Here is a 13,225-nt window from a genome sequence, read left to right as displayed (position 1 = left end):
GCTTATTACCGTATCCAATTATTTTAGCTGCAAATAAGGGTGATCCAGAAGCGATGAATTACGTTATTTTACATTATGGAAGCTATATGGCAAGTTTGTCTATGCGTAAACTTTATGATGAGCGTGGTAATACGTATTGGGGCATTGATGTAGACACACATGATCGTTTACGTTCGAAGCTTATGCAGGGCATTTTAGCTTTCAAGATTTAATTACATGGTTAAGTTTTCCCTTTCACATATATTGTTCTTTGACAAAGAAAGCACGGAAGATAACGCCGTGCAGTATAGACCGAAAATCAGATACGTTCTACTGATGACGAGCCACTTGATTCATACGCCATGACTTTCATTAGAAACGAGCGATAATCTATGAATCTAATGCAATCGTGGTGGATTGTTGGCGATAACCCATCAGTATAGATAATGATACTCCTCTACCGTCATGGTTCGAGCGTTCAAAGCGTCGCAAGCTATGAGTAGAGCTGGAAGGAATACTTGCAGGGGTGAAATTCCCGTGGAGCTGTACCAACAGCCGTCTGATTTTAATTGATTAATTATAAGGGGGCGTGTTTTTTGAAACAGAACTTGATTCCTTATAGTATGCAAATTGCTATGTTAAAACAACTGCTAACCCGTAAATTGATTACCAAGAAAGAATATTACATGGTTAAAAATAAATTAATGAAAGAATATGGCATCATTTCTGATATTACAGACTGAATTGTGTTTCTATTGGCGATACATTTTGTATAGGAGTTATCATTTTTTGTTGTTAGAAGATTTAAGGATGTTCAATTTGATCTTCAATAATATAATCGGTCTAGATTCCAGAGTAATGAGGATTTTTTTAACAAAGGAATACATGACAAAACACCCCCCGAACCGAACATTCGAGAGATGTTTCGCTCTTATTTGTTTACAATGCGATTGTACGTATTAACAGTTAATACGTAATAGACTGCATAGATGATAACAAAGAAGACTATAGCCATTAGAATAGGGAAGATAAGATTGATTCCAATGAGATTAGAAATAAAGTTGCTAGTAAAGTACAATGCCACACAACTGTGCAATATTCCTACGGTTAGTGGCAATCCAAACACAAATAATGACTGCCTTTTGATTGATTTACGTATATCCTTTTTATTGACACCGATTTTTCTAAGGATTTCATACTGTCCTTTCGCCTCATTCGCTTCTGTTAACTGTTTGAAATAAATGATACTTCCACTTGCCGCTAAAAATACAAGCCCCAAAAATCCAAAAATAAAAAGAGTAATTGCGTTTCCTTCTTTACCTTGCTTATACTCCGTATAAAATGATGAAGAAACTTGAAAATCGTTTCCAACCAGTTTATTTACTTTCTTTGATGTGGCCTGTGCCGTTACTTCATTTTCCACTTCATATACTTTATAAGTTAATGGAGCCTCTTTTTTGGCTATCTCAGCAAACATTTCGTTACTGACTACGAGAAAGAAATCGGGATAATCGAAAGGTAGCACATTACTTTCAACCATATGAACAAATGGCAGTTCGCTGCTTCCTTGAGGCAATTGAATCGTTATATTTTCTCCTTTAAAAACCGACTTCGTATATTCAGTAAACCTTGGCTGGATTACTGCTGCTTGATTTCTTGATAGTAAGACTGTTTCATCCTTATTTAAAGCATTCGCTGCTTTATTAAATGTACTTTCTGAGATTAATTGCACAGGATTTATGTCATAATCCAGTTGAAATGAGAGTATTCCTTTTACCTGAATGACGGGTATGTCTAGTTGGGCTTTTATTGGATGTCGATGATCTGCTTTTATTATTCTCTCCACCTGCGAATCAAATTCTGGACCTTTTGACAAATGCGAATAGCTGAACGGAACAACTTCCTCAGCTCTTTTTTCGTTGCTGTAATACCCACTGTAAGTTGCACCTAAGAAACAGATCGTTGCAGAACTCAACAATGCAATGACTGTAAAGGTACGTGCATTCCCTCTAATACGAAACAGTAAGCGAGATGTTTCAATTATTCTAGTTCCTCTGTAATAACGCGACTTATTTTTTTGTGATAATCTTAATAAATAGACCGTTACAGATCGAAAAAATAAATGGGTGCCAATGACGAGAGCAACAAAAGCAATACCATAATTTTTCATTAAATATTCCGTAGTAAATTCGTCAGGAAATGGTTTTAATATCAGCCAGTAACTAACGACAAGCAATATAACTCCGATAACAGCCGATATAAGTGAAACCTTTGGAATTTGTTCACCTTTTTTCTCATCATAGAATAATTCGATTAATGTAAAACGATAAATCAAACGGTAACCTTGAACGGAAGTGAATAAAATAATGACCATAAAGACTATGACTGTTTGGGTAATCGCTAGAATGGAAATACCGAAGTCCACCTCGGCAATTGAACCCATAAGTTTTATTAAAATCATTGCAAATAATTTGGAAAGTAAGGTTCCAAGAATAATTCCAATAACTATTGCAATGATTCCCATAATCAAATTTTCATAAAATAACATTTTTGCAATGGTTTTCTTGCGTAAACCAAGTATGGCGTACAATCCGACTTCTTTCTTCCTTTTTCTTGTGAAGAATGAATTGGAGTACAAAATAAAGATTGCTACGAATAAAATTAAGATAATTGATGATACCCCAAACATGAAACTCATTGTATCCGACAATTCAATGCTTTCCTGAATTTTTTCGCTATATTGCAAGGAAGTGAACGTATAATAAATAACCATGCTGAAGACGAGTGTAACAAAATAGACAAAATAATTATTGAAATTACCTTTAATATTTTTCCTTGCTAAACTAAATAACGTCATTTGCTCCACCCCCCAGTGCGGATAGAACATCCAACACCTTGTTGAAAAATTCTTTGCGGGATCTTTTCCCTTTTACAAGTTCTGTGAAGATTTTACCGTCTTTAATAAATAGGACGCGATTACAATAACTTGCCGCATAAGCATCATGGGTAACCATTAAAATTGTTGCCTTGTCTTGTTCATTAAGATCCTTTAAACTTTCTAATAAGTCTGTTGCTGATTTCGAATCCAACGCACCTGTTGGTTCATCTGCCAATATTAGGTTTGGCTTTGAAATAATCGCGCGTGATGCTGCCGTACGTTGCTTTTGTCCCCCAGAAATTTGGTACGGGTACTTATTTAAAATGTCGCGAATGCCAAACTTATCTGCCACTTCATCTGCTCTTCGTTCCAATTCCTCAACGTTCAATTTTGCCAAGGCTAACGGCAAGATAATATTTTCTTTCACAGTTAGAGTATCTAATAAATTATAGTCTTGGAAAAGGAAACCAAGTTTGTCACGGCGAAAGGCAGATAATTGCTCTTCATTCATCTTTGTCAAATTGATTCCATCAACCACGATGTCACCAGCAGTCGGCTCGTCAATTGTTGCCAATATATTTAGTAAAGTTGATTTACCAGAACCCGAGGGACCCATAATACCGACGAATTCACCTTCCATGACGGTTAAGTCTATATCCTCCAAAGCTGAAAATACATTTCCCTTTGCACCATAGACTTTTTTTATTTGTTTTGCTTCGACAATAGTTTTCATATTTAAATCCTCCATTCAGAATAGTTTTGTTTTATGTTTTTATTTTACAATAGTTGCCCTTTATATAAACTTACAGCTTGATCTCGTAACCTTACATTTTCGTCACATTGATAAAAAATATATTAAACACGATGTTTTCTTTGTATGTTGGTCGATATTCAATTAATATGATGTTACAGAAGGATGATTGTTTGGAGGGAAAAGGAATGAAAATCATGATTGTGGAAGATGATTTGACCATTCGTGATATGGTAGGGGAAACATTAGAAAAGTGGGGTTTTGAAACCGTTAAGATCGAAGACTTTGACCAAATCATGCAGGTATTTCTTAATCATGATCCTCACCTAGTCATCATGGATATCAATTTGCCATCGTTTGACGGATTTTACTGGTGTAATAAAATCAGAGAAATTTCAAAGGTCCCTATGATCTTTCTCTCTTCCCGTGATACACCAATGGATATAGTGATGTCGATGAACATGGGAGGAGATGATTATATTCAAAAACCTTTCCATATGGATGTATTGATTGCAAAAATTAATGCACTCCTTCGCAGAACGTATTCCTATATGGAAACACAGTCTCAGACAATGGAACATGATGGAATTATATTAAATCTTGAAAACGGAGAGGTCTTACATGGAGATCGAAAATCGGAACTCACGAAAACAGAATTTCTTATTTTAAAAATTCTTATGAAAAATAAAGGAATCATCGTCAGTCGTACGAAAATGATGCGTAGCCTTTGGAAGAATGAAAATTTCGTGGACGAAAATACATTGACGGTTAATATTGCTCGCCTGCGTAAAAAACTTGTTGAACTTGGAAAAGAACACTTTATTACAACTAAGAAAGGACAAGGTTATATAATTCAATGAATTTCTTTCATTACTTAAAAGATAAACGGAATTTCTTTATATTAAACATGATCATTATGTTCTTTGTTTCTTTGATGATGATTGTGAGCACAGATTCCAGAAACGCTGTAAGTAATATCGTATATACCAATATGGTTATCTTTTTTATTGTAGCTATATACGTAATCATCGAATACTATTACAATAGAGAATTTTATCGGGAATTAAATGATTTGGTTGAAAGTAATCATGAAGAATTTCTCGCAACTCTGCCTAAACCGCGAAACGATGAACAACTGTTATATCTTGAGTTATTAAAAAAAGTAAATAGTGTGCATGGCGATCAATTACAAAAGTTGTATAACGAAAAAATGGATCATCAAGACTTTATTACATCTTGGATTCATGAAGTCAAGGTTCCGATTGCGGCAGGTCGCTTGCTTATGGAAAACAGTAATGGAAGAACTGTTGAATACCTTGTGGACAAGTTTGAAGATGAGTTGGATAGAATAGAAAATTACGTAGAGCAGGCTCTTTATTATTCTCGCATCGATTCTTTTTCCAAAGATTATTTTATTTCCGAGGTAGTGTTGGATCAAGTCGCTAAAAACAGTGTAAAGAAATATGCTAAATCTTTTATTAACAAGCAAATTCGTTTTCATATGGACAATATTGAACAGGTTGTCCATACCGACAGTAAATGGCTTGGTTTTATTATCGATCAAGTTTTTTCAAATTCTTTAAAATATACAGGTGAAGGCGGTGAAATCTCCGTACAATTTGAGGAAGATCGAAAAGAAAAGCGGCTACAGATTCAAGATACAGGCATTGGAATTAAGCCAGAGGATATCAGCCGCGTATTTGAAAAAGGATTTACAGGATTTATTGGGAGAAGTCATGCCAAATCTACCGGTTTAGGTCTCTACCTTGCAAAAGAAATGGCTCTTAAATTAGGCCATGACCTTTCCATTCATTCAGAAGATGGGAAATATACGAAGGTCATCATCCACTTTCCAAAAATCAGAAATTATTATCATCTATAAGTATAATGGTGGGGTTAAAGAAATTGGTTAATCGGAAAAAAAGTATCAAATTAAAGGTGTTCAAGTAGAATAATGTTTTTCGTAAGGCTTAATAAATATTAAATAATATAGTCAATAGTAAGTGAATTAGGGTAACAAAAGGTTAACGCAATCAAAAATAAGGTAATAAAAGACGTAAAAAATATTCATTTATCTGGAGCTAGAATGGAAGAAGACCGGCGGATTTTTTGTTTATAAGAGCTATTAAATTAAATAAGGTTTAGTGAATTGTTTCCAACAGTAGATGTCGATAGTAGGGTCGATCTTAATTTAAAAACAATAAGTGAACTGAAACTATAGACTTTATACGTAGTTTAAATCAATATTACATTAATAAAAAAGGAGCATTCAATTGGATTCGTCGAAATTCAGTATTAGTCGGTTACTTTTGTATTTTATACCCGTTTCATTATTTCTCTTTGTATTCGGTAATGTTTGACATATTTGATAGAAATTCTAGGTATGGTTCGCAAATAGGTATGCTTTTACAAGGTACTCTATATGTTTAAAAGTAAAAATCCATCCATGTCTAAAAATAGGATTGAAGGGTGTAAATTCACGATCTAAATTGATCGTGGTAATTACGTTACCTTTTACATTACTTGTATCAGGTATTTTAACAGTTTTTTTATTTATTGGCATTGAAAATGTCAGGTTAAACTTAACAGCAAGTGTTTTAACTACAGTTTTAATCAATACAGTGACAGCATTTATCTATGAGGCATTTCCAGAGGAAGTCTTTATTCATGGATTAATATTTGAAGAGTTACATAAGAAATTTCGTTTCATCATCTAGCTGATTTACAACCATTAATTTTCATCTGTGTGCCGATTATGGTGATGGCATTGGAGCCAATATTCTTTAGTGAGCTAATTGAAATTACTATAGTTTATTTTATATTGCTCTTCACTTTTTGAATTGCTTTACAGCTATATAGAAAGTATGCAGGAACACTATGGATGAGTATTATCTTTCATATTATTTATCTTGAAGTTGCTAGATATATTTCCATGGGTGCGATGTATGATCCGGATTTTACTCTTTTGGAGTTTGATAAGACATTTGAAGGATTGATGACGTTATACTTGTTATTTCTGTTTATAGTGGTATTTAGTGTGGTTATGTTGACAGTATTATTACTAATTGATAAAAAAATGAGTAATTGAAAATAGCTATAACAGGTTTTTATTATTTTTTGATCGAACTTTTCAAAAATGGTTCTATTAATACCACGATAAATCAAAGTTATATGTCCTCTTTTTATCTCCAGTTCCAAGTATGGGAAATATTATCCATGGTTTCAACATGCATATGCTATGACTTTTGAAAATCGACTGAGGCTCAAATACTTTATTTAAGATTTTTATTTGGTTATATTTTTATGTTCTTACTATTTTATTTAGCTGGACCTTTCAAGTTTCATTACGTTTAACAGATAAGAAATGATTTTAAAAAAACTTTATTTTTGTATTATTCATTATTATGTTCGATTAGTTTTTATGTGAATTGTAATAAAATAGAGTTTGACATTTAAAGTATTTCTTGTTTTGGTTCTTAATAATAAAAATGATTCTACCTAACTGTTAATATTCAGTTGGGTTATTTTTTAAAACTTTTTCTCTGATTTTTGGCATTTTACAAAAAAAATTGTTGAAGATAATGAAAGGGGAAATCATCACACATCTTTACAGTTTCGAAGGGAGATGAGTGTATGGAGCCTTCTCGTACTGAACGGCAGAAACAGCTATCTAAGGGGATAACATTTTCAATTTTAACACTGCAAGAAGAAAATCAGCTCTATACCTTAGACATACACTACGAGGGAGAAGGAATAGAAGAACAATCAAGTAGCTGGTAAGAGAACTACTCCTACACTTCTTGCAAAAGCGATGCATAGCTTGCCAGTTTAGAAGCGTATTATCATCCTACTATACTACTTTTTTAATCTTTCTGATGTAAAAATCGGTCAATTGTTCAACATTTCACGTAGTACTGTACAGTATAGGCGAACGAGTTCTTTTAAACCGTTAAGACGCTTTTTTGAGAAGCATGCAGATGAATGGGATGATTAATACTATTATGGAAAACAATGAGCGTGGTAATACGTATTGGGGCATTGATGTAAACATACATGATCGTTTACGTTCGAAGCTTATGCAGGGCATTTTAGCTTTCAAGATTTAATTACATGGTTAAGTTTTCCCTTTCACATATATTGTTCTTTGACAAAGAAAGCACGGAAGATAACGCCGTGCAGTATAGACCGAAAATCAGATACGTTCTACTGATGATGAGCCACTTGATTCATACGCCATGACTTTCGATAGAAACGAGCGATTATCTATGAGTCTAATGCAATCGTGGTGGATTGCTGGCGATAACCCATCAGTATGGATAATGATACTCCTCTACCGTCATGGTTCGAACGTTCAAAGCGTCGCAAGCTATGAGTAGGGCTGGAAGGAATACTTGCAGGGGTGAAATTCCCGTGGAGCTGTACCAACAGCCGTCTGATTTTTAATTGATTAATTATAAGGGGGCGTGTTTTTTGAAACAGAATTTGATTCTTTATAGTATGCAAATTGCTATGTTAAAACAACTGCTAACCCGTAAATTGATTACTGAGAAAGAATATTACATGGTTAAAAATAAATTAATGAAAGAATATGGCATCATTTCTGATATTACAGGCTGAATTGTGTTTCTATTGGCGATACAATAGAAAGTAAATAGGGAACACAAAAGGAGGAACTGTTATGTCAAAAGTAGAAGTGATTCGTGCCAATAGTGACTTAGCCAGCCGGAAGCGTGGAAAAGAAATAAAACAGCTTAGGGTAGCAGCCTATTGTAGGGTAAGTACAGATTCGGAAGATCAGTTAAATAGCTATAAATCACAAGTCTCTTATTATTCTGATTTAATTCAGAAAAATGTTGAATGGGTGTTAGTTGATATCTATGCAGATGAAGCCATTACAGGCACACAAGTAACGAAACGTGAAGACTTTCAACGAATGATCAATGATTGTATGAATGGAGATATTGATATGGTGATTACGAAATCAATATCTAGATTTGCAAGGAATACATTAGATACGCTGAAATATGTTCGGATGTTAAAAGAAAGAGATATAGCCGTTTATTTTGAAGATGAAAAAATCAATACATTGACAATGGATGGAGAATTGTTGCTTGTCGTATTAAGTTCAGTCGCACAACAGGAAGTTGAGAATATATCCGCTAATGTTAAAAAAGGTTTAAAGATGAAAATGCAACGTGGAGAGTTAGTTGGTTTTCAAGGATGCCTTGGTTATGACTATCATCCAGAAGATAAAAGTATTTCAATTAATGAAAAAGAAGCGGAAATTGTTCGTTATATTTTTCAAAGATATATTGAGGGAGCCGGAGGGAGTATTATCTCAAGGGAGCTAGAGAATTTAGGCTACAAAACAAAGAGAGGTACTCCAACATGGGCTGAAACAACTGTACTCGGAATTATCAAGAATGAAAAATATAAAGGCGATATTTTAATGGGAAAAACTTTTACATTAGATCCCATTTCAAAACGTCGATTAGAAAACTTGGGTGAGGAAGATCAGTATTATTTACGAAATCACCATGAACCAATTGTCAGTGCTGAAATATTTGATAAAGCACAGGAAATCAGAATGAGAAGAAATCGGGGACGAAATACAGTAGAAAATTACGGCGGGAAGCGAGAGAAGTATAGTCGTAAATATGCGTTTAGTTGTATGATTGATTGTGCCTATTGTGGAGGTACACTAACAAGACGTAGATGGCATAGTTCAACGAAATATAGCAAAACGATTTGGCAGTGCGTTACAAGTACAAAGAAGGGAAAAAAGTTCTGTCCACACAGTAAAGGAATACCCGAAGAAGCTATTGAAAAAGCTTTTCTAGAAAGTTACCGAATTATGTGTAATAATAACAAAGACGTATTGGAAGAATTTTTGCAACGAATGGAAGAAGCATTAAGTTCCAATACGATTCATAAAGAAATAGCTAAAATAGAAAAAGAAATTCAAGGATTAGAAAACAAAAAGAATAAATTAGTGGATATGAGACTGGAGAATATTATCGATAAAGATACGTATGAAGATAAATATAATTCACTTATGCAAGAGATTAATGAGAAAGTACAAACAAGAGAAAAGTCCTTATCGAATTTAGAAGAAGAAAAGGATATTAAAAAACGCTTGTTAGCTTTCAAAAAAGTATTGGAACAAAATGAAGTGATTGATACGTTTGATCGGTATGTATTTGAAAGTGTCGTTGACAAGGTAATTGTAGGTGGAGTAGATGAAAATGGAAACAAAGATCCTGCCATGATTACATTTGTTTATAAAACAGGTTTAAGTAATTGTCTAGATGGCGAAAAATTTAAACCTGCCCGAAGAAATGCGAAAAAAGATAATACAAAAACATCTAACGAATTGTGTTCACATACAGACAACGAGGATAATAAATTGTGTTCACATAGTAGTGACGACACACGTTGAAGCAGTTGCATTACTTGTAAAAGAATAATGATAAGCTAAAGCCTTCCGGGTGTTCCGGAAGGCTTTCTATTTTGCTCCGAATCGAGGGTGTGTCCGATAAAATTAGGATAATGTCCGATAACTTGAAAGTAGTGTCCGATAAAATCAGGACTATGTCCGATATCTTGAAAATTGTGTCCGATAAATCAGTAACTTTGTCCGAAATCCAGCTAACTTCGTCCGAGGAAAATTATCCGATACATCAAAACTTTTCCATATAGTCGCCCTTCCGGAGAAACCGCCGGAAGGCTTTAAATAGGGCTCTAAATGGAAGTTTGCGGAACACACCCTTTCTAGATTACCGCAATTCTTCTGATAAATTTTTCAAAAGTAATAAATACTACAAGTATTACCAAAAGAATCATCCTTTGGAGGTCTCTATGTCGAAAAAACAAAGTTTATTAAAGAACGGAAATAAGTCATCTTTGATTGCTTCTATTGTAAATACTATAATTGCGATTATTAAAGGAGTTGCGTACTTCTTCACGGGGAATGTCGCGATGTTTGCTGAAACAATGCATTCACTAGGTGACGCAGCCAATCAATTTTTCGTATACATTGGTAGTGCATTAAGTAAAAAAATGCCGAACGAAAAATATCCAAACGGTTTTGGCCGCCTTGTTAATTTGGTTTTACTCGGTGCCGTGATCATTGTAGGGATTATGAGTTATGAAACAATAAAAGAGGGATATCATCATATTAAACACCCAACCGAATCGAGTGGGATTGCCATTAATCTGTCTGTTTTAGGGTTAGCTGTAATTTTGGAGTCTTATGTTCTTTTTAAGGCGATGAAGGAAGTTTTACATGAGGCACGGGTGGAAGCTAAAGGATTTGCAGCAATCGGCAAAAGTTTCAACAATTTAGGGAGAGCCACACCTGCCACGAAACTTGTATTCATGGAGGATTTAGTCGCAACCCTTGGTGGAGTCATTGCAATTCTTGGAATTCTGCTTTCCTATTATGGAGGTTGGCATGCCGCAGAAGGAATTGCATCAATCATAATTGGATTAATGATGTTTTACGTAGTGGGCAGAGTATTCTTGGATAATGCCAAAGGGGTACTTGGTGAAGCGGATGAAGAGCTAGAAAACAAAATTGCTGAGCTTATTTATACAAATCCAGAAATTAAAGACATAAACGCATTGTTTGCCATGAAGGAAGGAGAGGATTTCCATATCGAAATGAAGCTGGAGATAGACTGTAATATAACTGTTAGAGAGGCTGTTAAAATAAAAGAACGCATTTAGGAAAAAATCCAAGCAATGAATGGAGTGACTGATGTCATCATTGAATTTGTAGAAGATGATGGGGTTAAATCATGGAAACAAGGGTTAGTTACTAAGTGAAACCGAAAAGATTTTGCAAATCAAAAAAACCGGCACAATGCCGGTTTTTTGATTTTTACTGCTGTGGAGCAGGAGATTTTTTCTTAGGTTTTGGTTTCAAATACAAACCTAGTTCTTTTTTCTCTTTTGTTAATGAACGATATAGTGAAATCATCATCAGCACCATTATTATTGAAAATGGGAAAGCTGCTGCAATAAGGGCATTTTGTAATGCCTGTAAACCACCGCTATATAATAAAATAGCAGCTACTGTTGATTGAAGGATTCCCCAAGTCAGTTTTACAGTATTTGGGGGTGTTAGTGAACCGTATGTGGTTTGCATACCAAGTACAAATGTAGCTGAGTCCGCAGATGTAATAAAGAATGTTGAAACAAGTATAATCGCAACCACTGATAAAACCACCGATAGAGAAGATTCATTAAAGATTGCAAAAAGTACTTCTTCTGTAGCAAATTGTGAGAGATCCACGTTTCCTTCCTTTTGAACTTCTACAGCAGAAGTCCCAAATGCTGCAAACCAGAGAAAGCTTACTAATGCCGGAAGCAATAAAACACCGATAATAAATTGTCGAATTGTTCTTCCCTTTGAGACACGGGCAATAAAAATACCTACAAACGGTGACCATGAAATCCACCAAGCCCAGTAGAAAATAGTCCAACCGTTAATCCAAGAACGGTGTTCTTCATTAAGTGGAGCAATTCTAAAACTCATCTGTACAATATTTTGTATATATCCACCAAGTGTATCTGTAAACATATCAAGAATCAGAACTGTAGGACCTGCTACAAACATTAAAATGAGAAGGGCAAGTGCTAAAATCATATTTGCATTACTTAAATATTTAATCCCTTTACTTAATCCAGACCATGCGGAAATCATAAATAAGACGGTAACAACAGCAATAATGATTAATTGAATGAAGAAACTAATCGGTATATCAAGTAAATAAGCTAACCCCCCATTAATTTGTGCTGCACCAAACCCTAGCGTTGTCGCAACACCTACAACCGTTGCAAATACGGCTAGTACATCAACCAAGGTACCAAGTTTTCCTTCCATTGCTTTTTTGCCTAGAACAGGCTTTAATGTAGCTGAAATTAAACCTGGTTCACCTTTTCGAAAATTAAAATAGGCTAAGGCGAGTGCAACGAGTGCATAAATTCCCCAAGCATGTATTCCCCAATGGAAAAATGTATAGCGCATCGCTTCTTTTTGGGAAGCGTTTGTAGCACCCTCTGCTAAAGGGGGAGTCATATAATGGGAAAGAGGTTCTGCTGCCCCCCAGAAGACAAGTCCAATCCCCATCCCAGCACTAAATAACATCGCAAACCATGATATATTTGAATACTCAGGTTTCTCATCAGGTTTTCCTAATCGAATTGCCCCAACTGGGCTAAAAATAAGGAAAACGCAGAATATCACAATGATTGTGACTAAAATAAGGTAATACCATCCAAAGGCTGATGTAATAAATGATTGAATATTACCTGTTACTTCTTCAAAACTTTTTGGTGCTGCAACACCAAATATGACAGCTGCAAGAACGATAGCAACCGAAATCCAAAAAACATTTGATATTTTCTTCATCATATAACCCTTTCTTTTACATTAACTTTTATGTAAACATAGTTTTCCCACAAAAGTTTAGCTATATTAGGTTAACAGAGTTTACTACTTTTTGCCAATAATCCTGACTTTTGATCTGAGTTGAGACTGTATGATTTGGTTAAACAAAAACTGAAAAAAAGATGTAGATTTTATGATATTATTATCATAACCACAGAGAAAA

At 34.6% G+C, this 13,225-nt stretch carries 13 protein-coding genes and 1 pseudogene; 11 read left to right on the top strand and 3 right to left on the bottom strand.

Features of this window, described 5'->3' with window-relative positions:
- The coding region (locus ACR65M_RS12945; protein WP_440273491.1) for a helix-turn-helix domain-containing protein at positions 1-212 on the top strand (212 nt) is incomplete at its 5' end.
- Between the two features lie 363 nt (positions 213-575).
- Positions 576-722 (top strand): hypothetical protein, encoded by a 147-nt coding sequence (locus ACR65M_RS12940; RefSeq protein WP_018705607.1) that lies wholly within the window; start codon positions 576-578, stop codon positions 720-722.
- A 188-nt stretch (positions 723-910) separates the two neighbouring features.
- Here the strand turns inward: ACR65M_RS12940 and ACR65M_RS12935 are convergent, their stop codons facing one another.
- Entirely contained in the window at positions 911-2,836 is a 1,926-nt protein-coding gene (locus ACR65M_RS12935; RefSeq protein WP_018705606.1) for an ABC transporter permease, read from the bottom strand.
- Positions 2,823-3,590, bottom strand: coding sequence for a daptomycin efflux ABC transporter ATP-binding protein DrcA (gene drcA / locus ACR65M_RS12930; RefSeq protein ID WP_033826644.1), 768 nt, complete (start codon positions 3,588-3,590; stop codon positions 2,823-2,825). Before drcA ends, ACR65M_RS12935 begins: the two co-directional genes overlap by 14 nt.
- Positions 3,591-3,796: 206 nt before the next feature.
- Here drcA and ACR65M_RS12925 point away from each other — a divergent pair, with 206 nt between their 5' ends.
- The 9 genes and pseudogenes from ACR65M_RS12925 to ACR65M_RS12885 all read left to right on the top strand — a co-directional run bounded on the left by ACR65M_RS12925 (position 3,797) and on the right by ACR65M_RS12885 (position 11,435).
- Positions 3,797-4,468 (top strand): response regulator transcription factor, encoded by a 672-nt coding sequence (locus ACR65M_RS12925; RefSeq protein WP_095239542.1) that lies wholly within the window; start codon positions 3,797-3,799, stop codon positions 4,466-4,468.
- On the top strand, positions 4,465-5,490 hold the full coding sequence (locus ACR65M_RS12920; protein ID WP_095312434.1) for a sensor histidine kinase: 1,026 nt from the start codon (positions 4,465-4,467) through the stop codon (positions 5,488-5,490). The genes ACR65M_RS12925 and ACR65M_RS12920 overlap by 4 nt, the downstream gene beginning before the upstream one ends.
- 613 nt (positions 5,491-6,103) lie before the next feature.
- Complete coding sequence (locus ACR65M_RS12915) at positions 6,104-6,325, top strand: hypothetical protein (protein ID WP_033826641.1); 222 nt, start codon at positions 6,104-6,106, stop codon at positions 6,323-6,325.
- 164 nt (positions 6,326-6,489) lie between these two features.
- Complete coding sequence (locus ACR65M_RS12910; protein ID WP_033826640.1) at positions 6,490-6,696, top strand: hypothetical protein; 207 nt, start codon at positions 6,490-6,492, stop codon at positions 6,694-6,696.
- Positions 6,697-7,241: 545 nt separating this feature from the next.
- Positions 7,242-7,388: a hypothetical protein gene (locus ACR65M_RS12905; RefSeq protein WP_230199681.1), complete on the top strand. Its 147-nt coding sequence runs from the start codon at positions 7,242-7,244 to the stop codon at positions 7,386-7,388.
- Positions 7,389-7,570: 182 nt separating this feature from the next.
- The gene (locus ACR65M_RS12900) at positions 7,571-7,714 is read left to right on the top strand and encodes a hypothetical protein (RefSeq protein ID WP_440273490.1); all 144 of its coding nucleotides are present in this window, start codon (positions 7,571-7,573) and stop codon (positions 7,712-7,714) included.
- 364 nt (positions 7,715-8,078) lie between these two features.
- On the top strand, positions 8,079-8,225 hold the full coding sequence (locus ACR65M_RS12895) for a conjugal transfer protein (protein WP_306068122.1): 147 nt from the start codon (positions 8,079-8,081) through the stop codon (positions 8,223-8,225).
- Positions 8,226-8,286: 61 nt separating this feature from the next.
- Complete coding sequence (locus ACR65M_RS12890) at positions 8,287-10,047, top strand: recombinase family protein (protein WP_440273489.1); 1,761 nt, start codon at positions 8,287-8,289, stop codon at positions 10,045-10,047.
- A 419-nt stretch (positions 10,048-10,466) separates the two neighbouring features.
- A pseudogene (locus ACR65M_RS12885) lies at positions 10,467-11,435 on the top strand (cation diffusion facilitator family transporter).
- Between the two features lie 55 nt (positions 11,436-11,490).
- Here the strand turns inward: ACR65M_RS12885 and ACR65M_RS12880 are convergent.
- Complete coding sequence (locus ACR65M_RS12880) at positions 11,491-13,023, bottom strand: glycine betaine uptake BCCT transporter (protein WP_440273488.1); 1,533 nt, start codon at positions 13,021-13,023, stop codon at positions 11,491-11,493.
- Positions 13,024-13,225: the final 202 nt, after the last annotated feature.

This window comes from Ferdinandcohnia sp. SAFN-114 (genome assembly GCF_059415045.1).
This window is presented reverse-complemented; position numbering and strand designations above follow the sequence as displayed.